Here is a 19,416-nt window from a genome sequence, read left to right on the forward strand (position 1 = left end):
ATGATGACTATTCCTCCTCGGTTCCCCGACCAGCCGGTGGCGCTCTGTCACAACCGTATGCAGGTCTATTCTGTGGTACGCGAAACGCCTGATGTCTGGACGTTATCGCTGATTAATCATGATCTGTACAGTTATCGCCCCGGCCAGTTTGCGCTGGTGAATATTGGCGAGAGTGGGGAGGTACTGCGTGCTTATACACTCTCTTCCACCCCCGGCATCAGCCGTTTTATTACCCTGACAGTGCGTCATATCAGCGATGGCGTCGGCTCTGGCTGGCTGACGCAGCAGGTTAAAGCTGGCGATTATCTCTGGCTCTCCGATGCTCAGGGCGAGTTTGTCTGTGAAACCTCAGGCGGCGAGCCGCCTTTGCTGCTGCTGGCGGCAGGCTGCGGCGTTACGCCGGTCATGTCGATTGCTCGTGATGTGCTGGCACACCATCCGCAGCAAAGTGTGCAGGTTTTTTACAGTGTACGCAGCCCGCAGGAGGTGATTTTTGCTGCGGAATGGCAACGGCTGGCGGCGCGTTATCCGCAGCTTAAGCTGACGGTACTGGCCGAGCAGCATGCGCAGCCAGGCCAGATCGCCGGACGCCTGAGTCAGGATATTCTGCAAAGTCAGGTGCCGGATATCTCTGCGCGTCGGGTGATGATTTGTGGCCCGGCACCCTATATGACACTGGCCGGCAACTGGGCGGCAGAACTGGGTGCGGCAGCGCAAAACATTATCAAAGAGCAGTTCCAGACGGTGGCTGAGTCAATTTCCACGGATGCTGAACTCACCCTGACTCGCCTGACGCCGCTGGGGAATTATCGTGTCCCGGTGGGGGCTACATTATTGGCCGCCATGGAACAGCACCAGTTACCGGTGACCGCCGCCTGCCGCGCCGGGGTATGCGGCAGTTGTAAAACGCGGGTTATTTCTGGCAAGTATCAAACCACCAGCACCATGACCCTCAGCGCCGCAGAGATCGCCGGGGGATATGTTCTGGCGTGCAGCTGTCAGCTTGAGGGCGACGTGACCATTGCTTAACCTGCTGCCTGCGCAGAACTTTTTGCCGTCTGCGCAGGCAGCTTCTCCGACATTCCCGCGCGAATAAATACCGCTCTCTTATGATGCAACCGCTATCCACAGCAACATAAAGCGTCAGCATCGCCATCGATGGCGGGGCAGAAGCGACGTTAAGTAATCGATCGCTTTATGTCATATTACTCACAATACATGTAATTGAAGCAAAGAGAATAAGTCAAAGTAAGACCAAATAAACACAAATGAGATTAATTATGATAATTATTATCAATATCATTTATGTGTGTGTTTATTAATAACAGGGTGTAACTGTATGTCTTATTTTGACTGTCGGAAAACAACGCTGGCCAGCATAATTGGCCTGGTTATTGCGGGTAGCTACAGCACCAGTACGCTTGCCGCTGAAACGGTAACGGATAATGACGTTCTGAAGATTCACGAAAAAAAAAGCGACGCGATTGCGCCGATGAAGTCGGCAAGACACGGACAATCAAAGGCCCCGGCCACACAGAATCCGACCAATGAAGAGGATATGGTGGTCACAGCGAAAGCTGAAAATATTCTTAAGCAGCAACCGGGCGCTTCGCTGATCACGAAACAGGATATTGAAAACAATCCGCCGGTAAATGATCTGTCCGATATTATCCGTAAAATGCCGGGGGTTAATTTAACCGGAAACAGCGCCACCGGTAGTCGCGGTAATAACCGTCAAATTGATATTCGCGGTATGGGCCCAGAAAATACCCTGATCCTGATTGACGGTAATCCGGTAACCTCTCGTGATGCGGTGCGCTACAGCCGGACCGGCGAGCGCGACACCCGCGGCGACACCAACTGGGTTCCGCCGGAAATGGTTGACCATATTGATGTGCTGCGCGGTCCCGCTGCTGCGCACTATGGCTCCGGGGCCATGGGTGGGGTGGTGAATATTGTGACTAAACGCCCGACCAATGACTGGCATGGTTCGCTGTCACTTTATACCAATCAGCCGGAAGATAAAGATGAGGGTGCCACGAAGCGCATGAACTTCAGTCTGAGTGGCCCGCTGATTGATGATGTGTTAACTATGCGCTTGTACGGCAATATCAATAAAACCGATGCCGATGCCTATAATATTAATACCGATGAAAATGGCGCCTATGCAGCAGGGCGTGAAGGGGTAAGAAATCGGGATATTAATGCCATGGTGGAGTGGAAAATTAATCCGCAGCAGTATCTTGATTTCAATTACAGTTACAGCCGTCAGGGCAATATTTATGCCGGTGATACTCAATACAGTAATAGCAATATCAGTACGCTGGTTCCGACGCTGTATGGCCAGGAAACGAACCGTATGTATCGTCAGTCATGGGGGGTAACCCATAACGGTATCTGGGACTGGGGCCAGTCGAAACTTAACCTGAGCTATGAGAAGACCAACAATACGCGTATGGCGGAAGGCTCCACCGGTAAAGTTGAAGGCATGATCGATGATGACAGCTACTCGACCAGTCGCTATAAGGCTTATCACATCAGTAATGAATTCACCATTCCGTTTACCCTGATGGTGGATAATACCTTAACCGTTGGCGCGGAATGGAACCGCGAAGAGCTGAACGATCCGGCTTCAATGCAGGATACCGATGCGACCGGCTACGATATCGCCGGTGTCTCCGGGGATCCTTCACAGCGCAGCAGTAAAAACAGTCAGGAACTGAGCGGTCTCTATCTGGAAGACACCATTGATGCCTTTGATGGCACCACGATTATCCCTGGTCTGCGGTTCGATTATAGCGACAGATTTGGCAGCAACTGGAGTCCGAGTCTGAACTTTTCTCAGGCGCTGGGTGATGACTTTACCCTGAAGGCCGGTATTGCCAGGGTGTTTAAAGCGCCAAACCTCTATCAGTCCAGCGAAGGTTATCTGCTGGCCAGTAGCGGTAACGGTTGTGCGGTGGGCAGTAGCGGCGGCTGCTATTTGGTTGGCAACAGCGATCTCAATCCGGAAGTCAGCGTTAACAAAGAGATTGGCCTGCAATGGGCAAAAAATGACTATGCGGCCGGACTGACTTACTTCCGCAATGACTATCAGAATAAAATCGTCGCCGGCACCGATTCACTCGGCACGCTGGATGTGACCAGCAGCTATTATTCCTCCACCTATAATATCTATCGCTGGGAGAACGGCGGTAAAGCGCTGACCCAGGGGCTGGAAGGTAACCTGACGGTGCCATTGATTACCGATCGGCTTAACTGGCGTACCAATGCGACTTATATGTTCACCTCAAAGTATAAATCGACCGGTAACCCGCTTTCACTGATCCCGAAATACACTGTCAATACCATGCTGGACTGGCAGGTCACCGATAAACTGTCGACCAGTCTGAGCTGGACGCTGTATGGACGTCAAAAACCGCGTACTACCGCAGAGATCCGTAAAGAAGCCAGCAGTATGTCTGATACCGAAGTGGCGGCCTACTCGGTGCTGGGCCTGAGTACTAACTATCAGGTGAATAAAAACTTACGTTTCAATCTGGGCGTCAGTAACCTGCTTGATAAACGGATCTACCGTGAAAACGACGGGGCTTCAACCTATAACGAACCAGGCCGCGCATATTATGCCGGTGTCACCACCTCGTTCTGATCCCACGGCGGGGCTTTGCGACACTCCGACCTGACGGCGCCACCCTCAGGCCGGAGTATCAGCTTATCGCTGCTGCGCCGCAATAAATGGCGCCACCGCCATCACCCCGGCTGGTGGCCGCTGTTGCGCCAGTTGCTGCGCCATCCACGCCATATACGGTGCGGCGTGGCTGAAAAATGCATGATAACCGCTGCACAGGTAGTTTCGCTGATGTTTGCCATCGGGGATGATGCGATGTTTTGGACATCCCCCCTGACAGACAAAACGATACTCGCACTGCTGACAGCGCGGCGCATGCGGTACTTTGCGCGCGCTGAACTGACGTTGCTGCCGGCTGCCCGCCAGCCGGTCCGGCGGGCTGGAAACAATATTACCCAGTCGGTGCTCTGGTGAGACAAAATGGTCGCAGCTGTAAATATCGCCGTTTTACTGGATGCCGGCGAGTGCGTACGGACCAACCAGCTGATTTTGATGATGAAGCGCTATTTCTGGCGCGTCAGCGCCTGTACGACGCGGCGCGCAGCCCGGACGAACAACCATTTTTGCTGCTACTGTCGCTAACCCATCCGCACGATCCTTTTACCATTCCCCGGCGCTACCTCGACAGATTTAAGCCGGAGGAGATCGATCTGCCGCAAACCTCAGCGCAGGATGTTGCCGACGATCGCCACTCTGCACGCCGGCGCGCCATGTATTATCTGCTTTGCAGCGCGCTTTCGGCCATCGCTGACAAACTAAGCCAGCGGCGGGTGATAAATCCCTTTTCTGCGACAGCAGCCGGAACGTATCCGCACATTCTGTGTCAAAAGGCATAGTCTGTCGCGCTGATCAGGATCATGGCACAATAACATGTCGGATATGCTTAAAACCCCCCATTCAGGGTCATCAATACTACTGGTAGAAGACGATGTCAGGCTGGCTCAGATGATTGTGCCTTATCTGGCACCTTACGGATTCGATATCGTGCACAGCCAGAATGCCCGTCATGCGAAAGACGCGCTAAATAAGCGCAAATTTGATCTTATTCTGCTCGATCTGATGCTGGGCGATGCTGACGGGCTTGATGTCTGCCGTTACATTCGCACCAGTTGCGAGGATGACCCGGCGATTATTATGGTCACCGGGCGCGGCGATCCCACCGACAGAATTATCGGGCTGGAAATCGGTGCTGATGATTATCTGCCGAAACCGTTTGAACCGCGCGAGCTGCTGGCGCGTATCCGCGCGGTGTTGCGCCGCATGGTAAAACAGCAGACCGCCGACAGCAGCGGGATGCTGATCCGCTCCGGTCCGTTAGAGATTAACACTGCCGCACGCACGGTAACGCTGCGCCAGAAAAACTGCCCCCTGACCGCGCTGCAGTTTGATTTACTCCTGACTCTGGCACGCAATGCCGGACGGGTACTCAATCGTGATCAACTGTGGCAGTCGATACGCGGTGAAGCCTATGAGAGCTTTGACCGCGCCATTGATGTGCATATCGGTCGTATTCGTCAGGCGATCGAAGACGATCCGCGCACCCCCAAACAAATTATTACCGTAAGGGGCATTGGTTATGTTTTCTCGCGCCTGCCGCAGGAATAAACCCGCGCCGGCAAGGGGGCGGGCGTGAAAAAAATAACTGATTTTCCGATGTATCTGCAGATATTTTTTGCCGTCACCGGCGCGATATTTATGGTGGTGTTTTTCACGATCATTATCTGGTTCTGGCTGGATGGCAATCAGCGTCATCTGAGCGCCATGGCCACCTTTAGTAGCATGATGGAAGAAAACCTGCCGCCCGCCAGCGCCGCAATACCCGTCCAGTCAGCCGCTATTGATGACTGGATGAAGCGGACCAAGACCCGTTTTGCGCTGTTTAATGCTAACGGGCAGTTGCTGAGCCGTCCGCTTACGCCACCGCTGCCTTATCCTCAGCGGATTGTGCCGGGAGGCAACTTCGATGACCGGTATGAAACGCGCTTTGTCTGGCTGCTACAGGATAAACGGGTTCTGGTGCTGCAGTTCAGTACCGATCGGGCGAAACGGCCGTGGTTTTTTATTCTGCTGCTGTTGGTGCTGGCCTGTGCCGTGGCGTTAGTCTCATTTCCGGTGATCCGCCGTCTTACCGCTCGTTTAGAATCGTTGCAGAACAGTGTGGTCTCGCTGGGGAAAGGCAATCTGGCTTCCCGCGTCGCGGTAAGCGGTAATGATGAAGTCGGCCAGCTGGCCGCCAGTTTTAACCGTTCCGCCGCGCAGATCGAGGCGCTGGTGTATGCCCATAAAAATATGCTGGCGAATGCATCGCATGAATTACGTTCGCCGCTGGCGCGTATCCAGATGGCGTCGACGCTGCTGGCGGCAGAAGACTCACCGGCCCGGCGGGAAATGCAGCGTAGCGTGGCGGAACTGAATGAGCTGGTTGAGGAGATTCTCACCATGAGCCGCCTTGAGATGGCCAGCGCTGACAGTAAAGATTTTTGTTATAGCGATATCACTGCCATCGCGGCCGAAGAGTGCGCCAGTGCGGAGGTGAGCCTGACGGCCAGGCATATTTTGGGCTGGGTTAATCCACGCCTGCTGCGCCGTTTAATGCGCAATCTGATCGACAATGCGCTCCGGCATGGCGGCGGTGAGGTGACGGTCAGCCTGCGTGGCGGGAGCGCGGACTATTTTCTTTTCCAGGTCTGCGATCGCGGCGTCGGCATTCCTGAGACCGAGCTGGAACGTATCTTTACCCCCTTCTACCGGCTAAATCCGGGGCAGAGTGGCACCGGTCTTGGGCTGGCGCTGGTCAAATCGATCGCCGTTTACCACGGCGGCAGCGCATGGAGCTATAACCGCCGTGCGGGTGGCGCGGGTTTTTGCGTGCGCATACCGCTGGTGGCAGCGCAGTAGCGTAATCATTATTCTCATTTCAGTTACAAAACTTTACCTGAAGTAAAAGGCGTGGTTACAGCGGGCTGTTTCAATGGATCCCGGATGAATGGGATCTGCCTGTAACCATGAGGATATTTTTTAATGCGTTTCGCCACAACAAAAGCCCTGACCGGCATTCTGATTGTTTCTGCGGTTTCTTTCTCTGCCTGGGCTGATGATAATAGCAGCGAGCTGAGCGGATTAGTGGGTGGTGGAGTAGGGAGTAAGCCCAGCTATGCTGGGGCAAAAGAGAGTGACATTGCTTTCCGGCCGGTGTTAAAGCTGCAATATGGCGCATTTTTTATTGGTGGTATCGATAATCTCGCCGCAGCTGGCTGGAACGCTGTTGATAACCAGAACTGGACGCTGGCCGTTGGCGTCGGCAGCGATCTGTTTCCGCGCCAGCAGTCCGACGATCCACATTTAAACGGGCTGGGGGATATTGATGTCACGCCGCGCGCCTTTTTGTCCGGGAGTTATCATAATGAGCGCTTTCGCGGCGGGGTAACGCTGTCGCAGGACGTTGGCGGTAATGATCAGGGATTCCGACTGACCAGCTATGCTCACCTGCAATGGCATCCTTCGGACAGTATCCGCCTGTATGCCGGTCCGGCGTTAAGCTGGGGCGATGGCGATTATATGCAGACCCAGTACGGCGTAACGGCAGAGCAGGCCGCGCGCAGTGGTCTGCAACGCTATGATGCCGGCGCCGGTCTGGAAAAAGTTGCCATGGAATTGGGAATGGATTACCAGTTTAACGCCTCGTGGATGGCAGGGGTGAAAGCCAGCGCCGGACAACTGGAAAAACATGCCGCAGACAGCCCGATAACGCAACGTTCCGCCCAGTATGATTATGGACTGTTTGTCGCCTGGCATTTCTGAGATGGCGCGCTGAATATTACTTACGCCAGCCTGACGGGGATGCTGCTGCGTCGCCGACGGCGGTTGCGCACCGAAGGGCGTCCTGACCGGGCAGCATTATATCCAGCCGGTGCGGCGCAGTTTTCCCCAGAGCCAGACGCAGGCTGCCAGCGTTCCGGCCAGCGCCAGCGGGTAGCCATATTGCGAATGCAGTTCGGGCATATGGTCAAAATTCATCCCGTACATACTGAACACCACCGTCGGGACGACAAGGATGGCGCCCCAGCCGGCTAACTTTTTGACCACTTCGTTCTGCTGGACCGTCACCAGTGCCAGATTGACATGCATGGCGCTGGTCAGCATTTCACGCATATCATCAGCATCAATCACCACATGGCTGGCATGATCCTCGACATCGCGAATATAGGCTTTTAAGGGCTTCGGAATCACCTCTTCATGCAACCGGATCAGTTGGGAACAGATTTCACTGACCGGCATGGCAGCGTTACGTAGCGCCAGCAGATGGCGGCGCAGGGAATAGACCATCTGCAGGGCATTTTTATCAAACTCACTGCGGAACATCGCCTCTTCGATTTCGCTGATTTTATTACCCAGCGACAGGGTGAGCCCGGCATAGTTATCGACAATAAAATCCAGAATACAATACAGCGCATAGCCAGGCCCCATGGCCAGCATTTCCGGATTTTCTTCAGCGCGTTGCCGAATCGGCGCGTAGCTGTCAGAGGCGCCGTGCCGGATGGTAATCAGAAAGTTTTTACCGACAAAAATATGTGTTTCACCAAAGTTGATCTCGCCATCCTGGGCTTCACGCGCCGTCTTCGCCACAATAAAAACCGAATCGCCGTAGTGCTCAATCTTGGTGCGCTGATGGGCGGTCAGCGCATCTTCAATCGCCAGATCGTGCAGGCCAAACTCCTGCTGGATTTTTTGCATAAATTCGGCTTCCGGTTGCCATAAACCGAGCCAGATAAAGGCATGCGGGTCGCTGACTACTTCGCTGATATCCTCAATATCAACCACACCATCGCGTCGGCCAGCGCGATAAACCATGCTGTTTACAATCATTGATTCCAGTCCTGTTATTACCGGACTTGCAGCATAGCAGAGAATCGGCAGAGGAATAGCAATCCGCAAAAACCGCTGGTCAGTAGCGCATCTGTTCAAGATCGGCGATTAATCCCGGCCCCTGCGGACGCCATGCCAGTCGCTGTTGCGTCAGCGTGCCGGATGCCGGCATATCATAACCGGCAAAGGCACTGAGCCAGCCGAAGTGGGCGCGGGCATCCGCCGCCGCAATCGGTTGCACCGGGACCTGCAGACCGCGACCAATCACTTCCGCGATGGTATGAAACGCGATACCTTCTTCCGCCACTGCGTGGTACCGGCTTCCCGCCGCCTGCTTCTCAAGGGCCAGCACATAGAGACGGGCGGCATCACTGATATGCACCGCCGGCCAGCGATTAGCGCCATCCCCGACATAGGCGGAAACACCTTGTGCGCGCGCCAGTTCGATCAACGGGCTGATCAGGCCCTGTTTAACGGTATTGTGGACCTGCGGCAGACGCACGACTGACAGGTTGATACCGCGATCTGTCAGCGCCGCTCCGGCTAATTCTGAGGCAGTGCGCGGATTCGCATGCTGAGGATTAAACAGATCTTCGCTGGCCAGTTGCCCGGACTCCATCGCTCCCATACCGGTGCCGGAGGTAATGATCAACGGGCGGTTGGATCCCTGCAGCGCATTCCCCAGAGCCATAATCGCCAGCCTGTCATTTTCGCAGTTCTGCTCGAACTGCGAAAAATCGTGATTAAAAGCGGTATGGATAACGCCATCGGCCCGGGCGGCGCCACGTTGCAGACTATCGGGGTTCTCAATATTGCCGTAGTGCGCTTCTGCGCCAGCGGCGGCAAGCGACCGCGCCCCGGCTTCCGAACGGGTCAGACCCAGTACCTGATGGCCAGCGGCGATCAGTTCGCGAACAATCACCGAACCAATAAAGCCGGTAGCGCCGGTAACAAAAATACGCATATTTACATCTCCCTTCTCTCGGTTTAGGGCTGCGGTCACAGTCCGGTGACACTTACTGTAGAGTCTGTCGGCGATACGAACAATGCGGTATAGTCCCTGATTCTGGTTCGATCGTCCGGAGATATGATGGATCCCCTGTCAGATTTATTGTCTTTGCTGAAACCCCGCAGCTACGTATCGGGGGGAGTGGCGCTAAGCCGCCAGATGGCGATTCAGTGGCCGCAACATGAAGGGATTAAATGCTATGCAGTGGTCTCAGGCCAGTGCTGGCTATCGGTGGAGGGCATCGCGGATCCGCTACTGCTGAGCGCCGGTGACTGCTACCTGCTGCCGCCGGGGCCGCCGTTCTGTCTGACCACCGACCTGTCGGCAACGCCGGTCGACTTCGCGGTGCTGCGCGCCGGCAAAGGCGTGGCCACTGCGCCTGCCGCCGGAGATAACGAGGGCTGTTTTCTTGTCGGCGGTCACTTTATCCTTAGCGGCCACCATGCCGATCTGCTGCTGGGGTCGCTGCCTGCGATTATGCATATTCGCCAGGAGTCGGACCGGGCAGCAATGCGCTGGTCCCTCGAACGCATGGCGGAAGAGGTTCGTCACCCGCAGCCGGGTAGCTCTTTGATTGCCCGGCAGCTTGCCAGCATGATGCTGGTGCAGGCGCTGCGCCTGCACCTGACTAATGGCGCGAACCGTGGCGTCGGCTGGCTGTTTGCGCTGGCGGATAAACAGCTGAGCCGCGCACTCGCCTGCATTCATGATGACCCGGGGCATAAATGGACGTTACAGAAACTGGCGCAGCGTAGCGGTATGTCGCGATCGCGTTTTGCCCTGCGTTTCCGGGAGACGGTGGGCAGTTCACCGATTGAGTACCTGACTCGCTGGCGCATGCTGCTGGCCTGCGACCGGCTGAAAAATTCACGCGAATCAATGCCGCGTATCGCCAATTCGCTGGGTTACGAATCCGAAAGTGCGTTTGGTAAGGCTTTTAAACGCATCACCGGTTGTTCACCCGGACAGTACAGTCGCCAGCCCCGCGCTTAACCGGCGCTATGTCCACCCGGATGATGTTCGCGAACAAAATCAATAAATGCCCGCAGCGGCGCCGGGATCAGACGACGATCGGGGTAGTAGAGGTATGGCCCGGAAAAGTATTGCCACCAGGGGGTCAGAATGGCTTCCAGCTGACCGTTGTCGATTGCCGGACGCAGCCACTCTTCAAACAGATAGATGACGCCGCCACCGGCAATCGCCGTTGCCACCGCGAGATCCACCGCGCTGCCAATACTCACCACCAGCGGCCCGCTGGTCTGTACGCGCACCACTTCGCCTGCCTGCTCAAACTCCCACTCCGGCATCACGCCGCTGGCATAACGTCCGCGAATACAGCGATGTTGTATCAGTTCACGCGGATGCTCAGGCCGGCCATAGCGGTCGAGATAGGCGGGCGCGGCAGCCACCGCAAAGCGCTGCTGTCGCGGCCCAATCGGTAGCGCGATCACATCCTGTTCCAGACACTCATCATAGCGGATACCCGCATCGCAGCCCTCACGGAACACATCCTGTACATTGCTTTCCGCCACCACTTCCAGCTGAATATCCGGGTAGCGTTGCAGAAAGGCCGGTACGATGGCGGGAAGCACCAGGCGCGCAGCACTGACCGGGACATTCAACCGCAGCGTCCCGGCTGGCGTATCACGATAACGATTGATGGCATCCAGCGCCGCATCCACTTCGTTCATCGCCGGCAGCAGACGTTCCATCAGCCCCCGGCCCACTTCAGTCAGCACTACGGTGCGCGTTGTGCGGTGAAACAAACGCACGCCCAACTGCTGCTCTGCCCGTCGTACGGCATCGCTCAGACGCGAAGGATTGCTGCCGGTTACCCGCGCCGCCTCGCGAAAACCGCCGGCTTTAGCCACCGCAACCACGGCATGAAGCAGTGCAATATCCAGTTTCATTGTCCGGTACTCCGTACAGTTTGTCGTCATTCAGCCAGATAATTGCACAGCACTCAGCCTGATACAATCAGGGTTCACTCACTCAGGAGGTGCCCCATGTCTCAACCCATCCTTACATATCGGCTCGGCGACTATCAGCCGGGTCGTATCGGTTTCGGCGCCATGCAGCTGGCCGGTCCCGGCGTTTTTGGCCCGCCAGCAGACGAAGCACGGGCGATTCAGGTGTTGCGTGATGCCATCGCCGCCGGCGTACGTCATATCGACACCAGTGATTTTTATGGGCCGCATGTGACTAACCAGCTGATTAAAAAGGCTCTCTATCCTTATCCTGATGATTTATGCATCGTAACCAAAATCGGCGCGAGGCGTGACGGGCAGGGTAACTGGTTACCGGCATTCAGTGCCGACGAGCTGACGCGCGCGGTGGAGGATAACCTGCGCAACCTCGGGCTGGAGGTACTGGAGGTGGTGAATTTGCGCAGTATGTTTGATACCCATCAGCCGGCAGAAGGATCGCTGGATGCGCCGCTGGAAACCCTGCTAAAGCTACAGGCACGCGGCCTGATTCGCCATATTGGCCTGAGCAATGTCACGGCAAAGCAGATTAGCGATGCGCAAAAAATTACCCCGATTGCCTGCGTGCAGAATCTCTATAACCTGGTGAATCGCCGCGACGATGCCCTGGTCGATCAACTGGCTGCCCAGGGTATCGCCTGGGTGCCATTTTTCCCGCTCGGTGGCTTCACTCCGCTACAGTCAGACGCATTAAACCAGATTGCACAACTGCTCGGAGCGACGCCGATGCAGGTGGCGCTCGCCTGGCTGCTGCAGCGGGCGCCTAATATTATGCTGATCCCGGGCACCTCATCACCACAACATTTACAGGAGAATCTTGCCAGCGTCCGACTGACGCTGCCGGCAGAGATGCTGGACAGGCTCAATGCGATTGGTCAGGGATCGTAATAAGGGTCTGTGATTAGCTGAACCCGCTGAGTGCCGCAAGCCCGTCAGGGCATTCTCCGCTAACAGCTATCGCCAGGCTGCTAACGGGATAAAAGCAAAAAAAGACCCTGTGATGAAACCAGGGTCGGTAACGCCGTTCCGGCGCGGATTTAAAGATAAGTGATTCTTTTTTACAATCGGTACCAGTCAGTCAGCAGAAAATGTTTACCCGCAAGATTGGTATATGCCGGTTCAGACCATAGCGTATGCTGTCCTTTACCACATGAACCATATCCGCATTCATTCCATACCACCCCATAGAGAATATACTCCGCTGAATTATACAGGTATGACTGCACATAGGGGCCTTTATTATCGACCGGCTCAATAGTGAAATACCACTGCCAGAGTACTCTTTCATGATCTACCGTGACTTTTTCTGAATCTTCCGACACGGAATAGATGCCGGGCGGGAAATGTTTCTGGTGTCCGCGAAAAACTGACAGGGTATACTGTTTATTAACCTGTACCTCAAAAGGCTGGTTGCGAATGGCATTCTCCGCATTTTGAATTAACAGAATATCTTTTTCCGGTTCGGGTTTAGTGTAATTATCACTGGTCATATTGCCATGGTAAGCCAGCCCTCCCCAGTTAACCTGATGGCTCTGCGGTCCGCCATGGGCCCAGGTACCATTGGGGAAATCAACCTGTAAAGCAAAAAAGTTAAGGCCGGACTCCCTGGCTTCGTCGGAAAGGTTATCGACCGTCAGGTTAATACTGAATTTCTGTATGCGGAGCTCCTCTTCCGGATAATTAAAAGCGACATGGCTCTTTTCAGAGTCGCTATCGCCAATGCCGAAGGTGAGTTTACTATTTTCATCTGCCATTTTCGCTCTCCTGTAAGCAGATTATTAGCGGCTATATGTGCTGTCTTTGATGATGAAAAATTACCGGACCTGACTACGTAAATGATTATAATAACCGTTGAGGATTATTCACTTTGTGTTAATTTTGGAAATTGAAATTGCCGTCGGCTGCTGTTGACCGGGTTAAGCGGATAAAGCGGGCAGGACGTGCGGGGTAGTGGTTAGGTTAATTTTCTGTTAATTCTGTCTGGCAGGGTATTTTGTGCTAATAAAATTAATATATTAGCGTTTGTGCGGTGTCAGATGATTATTGTTTTGCCACAAACTGTAGCGCGAAGATAAAAAAAATTGTATTTACGCCTTGAAAAAGGCACTGGTGCCCATAAATATATTAACGGGCATGAGGAGACAGTCTGCCCCTATGAGCTTTTGAATAGATAAACAGATATTCAGGAGGTTATAACCATGTCAATCCGTAACTTTTCCGTTTTCCCGGCGCTGGCAGATAGCGTTTTTTCTGATCGTTTTAACCGCATCGACCGGCTGTTCAGTCAGCTGACCGGCGATGCGCCGGTATCTGTAGCGCCTTCTTATGATATCCGCCGTCTGGATAATAACCGCTACGCGCTGACCGTCAGCGTTCCCGGCTGGAAAGAGCATGAACTGGAGATAGAGACTACCGGCGGTCAGTTAGTCATTTCCGGCAAGAAAGAAGAAAAAAGCGAAACCGGTGATGAAGCAGGCGCATGGATACATCGTGGCATCAGCCGCGCAGATTTCCGCCTGAGCTATGTTGTTCCGGAACATGTGAAAGTCACCAGTGCGAAACTGGCCGAAGGCATTCTGTCCGTGGAGCTGTATCAGGAAATTCCTGAAAGTGAAAAACCACGCAAAATCGCCATTGAGCACAGTACTGCGGAAATTGAACACCAGAGCTAATGCGACAGCGTCACTGTTGTCAGCGTAAGGGCGCCTTCGGGCGCCCTTTTTCTTTGCGCACGCCGGGGGGCGATCGCTTCCTGTTACTGTCCGGGGTGGCAACTCAGGCAACAGGGTCTACGCTGAAAATACCCATTCATACCATAACAGGGATGAGATAAACGCCGGGATGCCTGGTCAGCAATGTCGGAGCTGAAAGTTAATGAGCACAACCTGTACCATTCTCTATAACGGAGAACGGCTGTCGGGTCAGGCCGGTCAGCCGTTAATTGATTTCCTTACGGCGGCAGGTCAAAAGCTGCCGCATATCTGTTATCACCCGTCACTTCCGCCGCTACAAACCTGTGACGTCTGCTGGGTGATCCAGCAGGGGCAGTTAGTACGTGGCTGCAGTTTATACAGTGAAGAGGGAATGGTGATTACCAGTCAAACCCCCGAAGCGCAGGCAGCACAGCAGGAGGGGATGGATCGCGTACTGAATCGCCATGAACTTTACTGTACGGTTTGCGAGCATAACAGCGGCGACTGCACGCTGCACAATACCGTAGCGGAGATGCATATCCCGATTCAGTACTATCCCTATCAGCCGAAACCGGCAGAAAAAGACCTGAGTAATCCTTTTTATACCTGTGATCCGGATCAGTGCATCCTGTGCGGACGCTGCGTGGAAGCATGCCAGAATCTTGAGGTCAATGAGACCCTGACCATTGATTATACCAGCGATCACCCGTGCGTTCTCTGGGATGGCGGCGAGAAAATCGCCGGATCCAGTTGTGTCAGCTGCGGCCACTGCGTGGCGGCGCTGATCCTCCGGTGGCGAAACCGACTGTATAGCTCAACCGCACTGCTTAAATTGCTGGTGCTGATGTCACCGGCCGGGATTGTCGCCATGCTCGCCGGTTGGGTGGTGACGGAAATGGGACGACAACCCTGGACGGTCTGGGGACTGTTACGCACGGAACAGAGTTTCTCGCCGCAGCCTGCCGCATGGGTAATGGCGTCTGGCTGTGGGATCCTGATTATCTATCTCGCTGCATTTGCGCTGGGGGTGCGTTACTTCCTGCATTATGTTGCCGCACTTCATCATCAGGAGGTGCGGCGTGAGCGTTAATCCTGTCGACCTCTCCGCCGCCGCGCTGGCGTTTTCCCTGCTGATGTATGTGTTGCTTGATGGCACCGATCTCGGCGTCGGCATGCTGTTTGCCTGGTTTCCCGCCGGGGAGGACCGCCGCCGGCTTGCCGATTCGATACTGCCAGTATGGGATGCCAATGAAACCTGGCTGGTTCTGCTGGCGGGCGGGATGCTGGCGCTGTTCCCGCTGGCTTACAGTCAGCTGCTCAGTGCGCTCTATCTGCCGCTATTTGTGATGTTGCTGGCGCTATTTGCCCGTGCCGTCGCCCTTGAATATCGTCGTCATGCTTCCTTACGCGTTCAAAAGTGGCTGGATAAGGTGCTGATTTACGCATCGGCGCTGGCGGCATTTTTTCAGGGAGTGCTGCCGGCAACGGTAATGAACGCGATGACTCCCGCCGGCGCATTTTCCTGGTTTGCCCTGCTGCCGGTGTTATCTGGCTGCGGGGTGATGGCTGGCTATCTGCTGCTGGGCTGTTGCTGGGCACGCTGGAGATTGCGCGGGGAGGTGGGCGAACTGGCCAGCCTGCTCGCCAGCCTGTTTCTGGTGGTCATGATTATCATGATGATCGGTTTCTGTCTGCTAATGCCCGAGCGTTTTCTTGCGGCCTGGCGTTTTTCTGCGGGCAAATGTCTGGTTCTGGCGGCTGTGCTGCTCTGCCTCTCGCTGCCGTTTTTGCTGCGTGGTGAACGGCTGATGGCGCCTTTGCTGGCGACCCTGCTGCTGATTACCTGCTGGCTGGCGATGCTGATGCTGGGCAGTTACCCGTGGCTCATCCCGCAGGTAATGACCTTGCACGATGCCGCCGCCTCGCCGGAGACGCAGTATTTTGTGCTGTGGGGGCTGGCGGTTATTATTCCGCTAACTCTGGCTTATAACAGCTGGGTGTTCTGGGTTTTCCACGGCAAGGTTCATTAAGGGGAAATTATCAGCGTTGGCTGGTTTTTTGCGGCGGGAAGAAATGTTCGATATTTGAAGATGATCACAGATATAACCACCGTCTGATAATTTTATCCGTATGGCAGATTGGTTATTTTCGTTAAAAAAATGTTACCAGGCGTGGAATATTAACCCTTTATTTGATCCGGTCAGGGTTTTATTGCCCTTTACCCGGGTCAGTCATCAGTATTGCGTTTTTTTATATAATCACTGCGGGATGATTGCTGTAACTGAGTAGCGCATATTTTAGTTCGCTGGCCTGATGCTGTTTATATCGGTGACAGAAGGCGAATGATTATTAATTAAAATAATGGAAAATATGCCATGACTCATTCAACAGAACAGATTACCCTGAAAAAAATAACGTGGCGAATCGTCCCGTTTGTGATGTTTGCCTACTTCATTGCTTTTTTTGACCGGATTAATATCGGCTTTGCCGCACTCACGATGAACCAGGACCTGGGTTTTTCTTCCACGGTATTCGGCATCGGTGCGGGTATGTTTTTTATCGGATATTTCCTGACGGATGTTCCTTCCAATATTATCCTGCAAAAAGTAGGTCCCCGTATCTGGCTGGCACGTATTATGGTCAGCTGGGGGGCGATTGCCGCCTGCATGATGTTTGTGGAAACCGCCACCGGATTCTATGTTCTGCGCTTTTTCCTCGGTGTGGCGGAAGCCGGGTTCTTTTCCGGGATTATCCTTTACCTCAGCACCTGGTTTCCGGTAAAACGCCGCGCTCAGGTTATCGCCTTTTTTATGGCGGCAGCGCCGATATCATCGATGCTGGGATCGCCCCTTGCCGGCACGATCCTCAGTTTGCACGGTGCCTTTGATTTGAAAGGCTGGCAGCTGATGTTCCTGATTGATGCGCTGGCCGCCATTCTGCTGGGCATTTTCACTTTCTTTTACCTGAACGATCGCCCGGAGAAAAACCGCTGGTTAAGCCAAAAAGAGACCGACTGGCTAATCACTACGCTGGCCGAAGAGAATAAGGACAAAGGAAGTCAGGGAAAAACCAGCATCTGGAAAGGACTGACCGATATTCGCGTTCTGACCCTTGCGGTCGTCTATTTCGGTACTTCCGCCGGATTGTACTCCCTGAATATCTGGTCTCCACAATTTATTAAGTCATTTGGTTTAACCACGTTCCAAATCGGCTTTATTAATGCCATTCCGGCGGCGCTTTCGGTGGTGGCGATGATCCTGTGGGCGAAGCACTCCGACAAAACCAAAGAGCGCACCTGGCATGTGATTAGCGCCTGTCTGTTTGCCTGCGCTGGTTTTATCCTTGCCGGTTCCGTCCACTCGTTGCCGCTGGCGATTCTGGCGCTGATTATCGCCAATATCGGTATCTCGTCCTGTAAACCGCCATTGTGGAGTATTCCGTCGCTGTTTTTGCGCGGCCCGGCGGCGGCGGCAGGGCTGGCGGCCATTAACTCAATTGGTAACCTCGGGGGCTTTGCCGGTCCGGCAATTATCGGCTGGTTAAAAGAAACCACCGGCGACTTTTCGCTGGCGCTGTATTGCGTCGCCGGAATGTTAGTGGTGTCAGCGGTATTAACGTTATCAATTGAAATAAATCGTAAACGTAAAGAGATGAAAAATTCTCTTGCCTGAAATTATAAGAAAAGATGGAGATTATTGTGAGCAAGTCACAGCAGATTGCATTACTCACTGAAGTAATGACCCGTTTTACTGGTTATATCGGTAAACGGTTGCCAGCGGATGTGATTAAAAAACTGGAGCAGCTGCGCGCTGCGGAGAGCGCGCCGCTGGCGAAAGTGGTTTATGACTCAATGGCGGAAAACCAAAAAAAGGCGGATGAGCTGGATCGCCCCTGCTGCCAGGATACCGGTGTTATTCAGTATTTTATTACGGCTGGCGCCAGTTTCCCTTATCTGGGAAATCTGGAGGAGATATTAAAAAACGCCACGCTGGAGGCAACCAGCAAAGCACCTCTGCGTCACAACGCGGTAGAAACCTTTATTGAAAAGAATACCGGAACCAACACCGGTTCCCGGGTGCCGTGGCTGGACTGGGAAATTATTCCGGATGACGATCACTGCACCATTGAGGTCTATATGGCCGGTGGCGGCTGTTCATTGCCCGGTGCGGCAAAGGTATTAATGCCGGGTCAGGGCTATGAAGGCGTTAATCAGTTTGTCTTTGATGTGATCACCTCTTACGGCATTAATGCCTGTCCACCATTGCTGGTCGGGGTGGGTATTTCAACCTCGGTAGAAACGGCGGCGCGTCTGTCGAAAAAAGCCATTCTGCGCCCGGTTGACTCACAACACCCGAATGCCGATGCGGCAAAAATGGAACGGTTACTGGAAGAAGGGCTGAATAAAGTGGGGTTAGGCCCGCAGGGGCTGGGAGGCAACGCCTCGGTGATGGGGGTCAATATTGAGTCTTCGGCCCGCCATCCTTCGACCATTGGGGTGGCGGTATCGACCGGATGCTGGGCGCACCGCCGCGGCGCTATTCGGTTTGCCGCCGATCTCTCCTATGAAATTCTGTCTCATAAAGGGGCTGCACTGTGAAAAAAATACTGACTACCCCGATTAAAGATGAAGATTTGCTGTCACTGAAAACCGGTGATGTTGTCTATCTGACCGGTACGCTGGTTACCTGTCGTGATGTTGCGCACCGGCGCTTAATTGAATTGGGACGCGAACTGCCGGTTGACCTTAACGGGCTGGCGATTTTTCATGCCGGGCCGATTGTGGTGGAAACAGCAGAAAACCAATTTGAAATGATCTCCATTGGCCCGACGACCAGTATGCGAATGGAGAAATTTGAAAAAGAGTTTATCGAACAAACCGGTGTGAAGCTGATTGTCGGCAAGGGCGGAATGGGGCCGAATACCGAAGAGGGATGCCGCCGCTATAAAGCGGTACATGCGGTCTTCCCCGGTGGTTGCGCCGTGTTAGCGGCCACCTGCGTCGAAAAAATTGAAGATGCGCAATGGCGCGATCTCGGGATGCCGGAAACTTTATGGGTAAACCGGGTAAAAGAATTTGGACCGTTAATTATCTCTATTGATACGGAAGGCAATAACCTGTTCGAAGAGAATAAAAAAACTTTTAACGCGCGCAAGCTACCGATTATCGAAGAAATAAACCAGCAGATTAAGTTTATCAAATAATCGCTATTTCTCAGGTATCACCAGAGGAAAAAT

At 53.9% G+C, this 19,416-nt stretch carries 17 protein-coding genes and 3 pseudogenes; 15 read left to right on the forward strand and 5 right to left on the reverse strand.

All coding sequences use genetic code 11. From position 1 onward, the window contains the following. A complete protein-coding gene (hcr, locus tag JWF83_RS09125) occupies positions 1-1,029 on the forward strand; it encodes an NADH oxidoreductase (protein ID WP_413649890.1) in 1,029 nt (342 codons plus the stop codon). A gap of 463 nt (positions 1,030-1,492) precedes the next feature. Then, positions 1,493-3,649 carry a FepA family TonB-dependent siderophore receptor gene (locus JWF83_RS09130; RefSeq protein ID WP_413649961.1) on the forward strand — a complete coding sequence of 719 codons (2,157 nt, stop codon included), beginning with the start codon at positions 1,493-1,495 and terminating at the stop codon, positions 3,647-3,649. Positions 3,650-3,853: 204 nt separating this feature from the next. Here JWF83_RS09130 and JWF83_RS09135 read toward each other — a convergent pair. Beyond that, positions 3,854-4,066, reverse strand: a pseudogene (locus JWF83_RS09135) (SPASM domain-containing protein); the annotation flags it as partial. Positions 4,067-4,092: 26 nt separating this feature from the next. On the opposite strand from JWF83_RS09135, the gene JWF83_RS09140 reads away from it, so the two are divergent. From JWF83_RS09140 to JWF83_RS09155, 4 genes are all read left to right on the forward strand, one after another. Next, complete coding sequence (locus JWF83_RS09140) at positions 4,093-4,464, forward strand: hypothetical protein (protein ID WP_413649891.1); 372 nt, start codon at positions 4,093-4,095, stop codon at positions 4,462-4,464. A 34-nt stretch (positions 4,465-4,498) separates the two neighbouring features. Then, the gene (locus tag JWF83_RS09145) at positions 4,499-5,233 is read left to right on the forward strand and encodes a response regulator (RefSeq protein ID WP_413649892.1); all 735 of its coding nucleotides are present in this window, start codon (positions 4,499-4,501) and stop codon (positions 5,231-5,233) included. 24 nt (positions 5,234-5,257) lie between these two features. Continuing rightward, positions 5,258-6,526: an ATP-binding protein gene (locus JWF83_RS09150; RefSeq protein ID WP_413649893.1), complete on the forward strand. Its 1,269-nt coding sequence runs from the start codon at positions 5,258-5,260 to the stop codon at positions 6,524-6,526. Between the two features lie 123 nt (positions 6,527-6,649). Next, positions 6,650-7,429 carry a MipA/OmpV family protein gene (locus tag JWF83_RS09155; RefSeq protein WP_413649894.1) on the forward strand — a complete coding sequence of 260 codons (780 nt, stop codon included), beginning with the start codon at positions 6,650-6,652 and terminating at the stop codon, positions 7,427-7,429. Positions 7,430-7,525: 96 nt separating this feature from the next. Here JWF83_RS09155 and corA read toward each other — a convergent pair whose 3' ends face one another. Continuing rightward, on the reverse strand, positions 7,526-8,494 hold the full coding sequence (gene corA / locus JWF83_RS09160) for a magnesium/cobalt transporter CorA (protein ID WP_413649895.1): 969 nt from the start codon (positions 8,492-8,494) through the stop codon (positions 7,526-7,528). A 79-nt stretch (positions 8,495-8,573) separates the two neighbouring features. Continuing rightward, positions 8,574-9,458 carry an SDR family oxidoreductase gene (locus JWF83_RS09165; protein WP_413649896.1) on the reverse strand — a complete coding sequence of 295 codons (885 nt, stop codon included), beginning with the start codon at positions 9,456-9,458 and terminating at the stop codon, positions 8,574-8,576. A 126-nt stretch (positions 9,459-9,584) separates the two neighbouring features. On the opposite strand from JWF83_RS09165, the gene JWF83_RS09170 reads away from it, so the two are divergent. Next, positions 9,585-10,496 carry an AraC family transcriptional regulator gene (locus tag JWF83_RS09170; protein ID WP_413649962.1) on the forward strand — a complete coding sequence of 304 codons (912 nt, stop codon included), beginning with the start codon at positions 9,585-9,587 and terminating at the stop codon, positions 10,494-10,496. On the opposite strand, the gene JWF83_RS09175 is transcribed toward JWF83_RS09170, so the two are convergent. Further along, on the reverse strand, positions 10,493-11,413 hold the full coding sequence (locus JWF83_RS09175; RefSeq protein ID WP_413649897.1) for a LysR family transcriptional regulator: 921 nt from the start codon (positions 11,411-11,413) through the stop codon (positions 10,493-10,495). The genes JWF83_RS09170 and JWF83_RS09175 overlap by 4 nt on opposite strands. A gap of 96 nt (positions 11,414-11,509) precedes the next feature. Between JWF83_RS09175 and JWF83_RS09180 the strand changes: the two genes are divergently transcribed. Next, entirely contained in the window at positions 11,510-12,376 is an 867-nt protein-coding gene (locus JWF83_RS09180; protein ID WP_413649898.1) for an oxidoreductase, read from the forward strand. Positions 12,377-12,546: 170 nt separating this feature from the next. On the opposite strand, the gene JWF83_RS09185 is transcribed toward JWF83_RS09180, so the two are convergent. Further along, entirely contained in the window at positions 12,547-13,242 is a 696-nt protein-coding gene (locus JWF83_RS09185; protein ID WP_413649899.1) for a hypothetical protein, read from the reverse strand. A 444-nt stretch (positions 13,243-13,686) separates the two neighbouring features. On the opposite strand from JWF83_RS09185, the gene JWF83_RS09190 reads away from it, so the two are divergent. The 7 genes and pseudogenes from JWF83_RS09190 to ttdB all read left to right on the forward strand — a co-directional run bounded on the left by JWF83_RS09190 (position 13,687) and on the right by ttdB (position 19,383). Then, positions 13,687-14,160, forward strand: a complete 474-nt coding sequence (locus JWF83_RS09190; RefSeq protein WP_413649900.1) for an Hsp20 family protein — start codon at positions 13,687-13,689, stop codon at positions 14,158-14,160. A 202-nt stretch (positions 14,161-14,362) separates the two neighbouring features. Beyond that, a pseudogene (locus JWF83_RS09195) lies at positions 14,363-14,956 on the forward strand (2Fe-2S iron-sulfur cluster-binding protein); the annotation flags it as partial. 6 nt (positions 14,957-14,962) lie between these two features. Continuing rightward, positions 14,963-15,271, forward strand: a pseudogene (locus JWF83_RS09200) (cytochrome ubiquinol oxidase subunit I); the annotation flags it as partial. Next, entirely contained in the window at positions 15,261-16,211 is a 951-nt protein-coding gene (locus JWF83_RS09205; protein WP_413649901.1) for a cytochrome d ubiquinol oxidase subunit II, read from the forward strand. The pseudogene JWF83_RS09200 and the gene JWF83_RS09205, both read left to right, overlap by 11 nt. A gap of 345 nt (positions 16,212-16,556) precedes the next feature. Next, positions 16,557-17,852: an MFS transporter gene (locus JWF83_RS09210; protein ID WP_413649902.1), complete on the forward strand. Its 1,296-nt coding sequence runs from the start codon at positions 16,557-16,559 to the stop codon at positions 17,850-17,852. 26 nt (positions 17,853-17,878) lie between these two features. Then, on the forward strand, positions 17,879-18,778 hold the full coding sequence (gene ttdA, locus JWF83_RS09215) for a L(+)-tartrate dehydratase subunit alpha (RefSeq protein ID WP_413649903.1): 900 nt from the start codon (positions 17,879-17,881) through the stop codon (positions 18,776-18,778). Further along, positions 18,775-19,383 carry a L(+)-tartrate dehydratase subunit beta gene (gene ttdB, locus JWF83_RS09220; protein WP_413649904.1) on the forward strand — a complete coding sequence of 203 codons (609 nt, stop codon included), beginning with the start codon at positions 18,775-18,777 and terminating at the stop codon, positions 19,381-19,383. The genes ttdA and ttdB overlap by 4 nt, the downstream gene beginning before the upstream one ends. Positions 19,384-19,416: the final 33 nt, after the last annotated feature.

The sequence above is a fragment of the Pantoea sp. B65 genome (assembly GCF_047308185.1).
Taxonomy (GTDB): Bacteria; Pseudomonadota; Gammaproteobacteria; order Enterobacterales; family Enterobacteriaceae; genus Erwinia.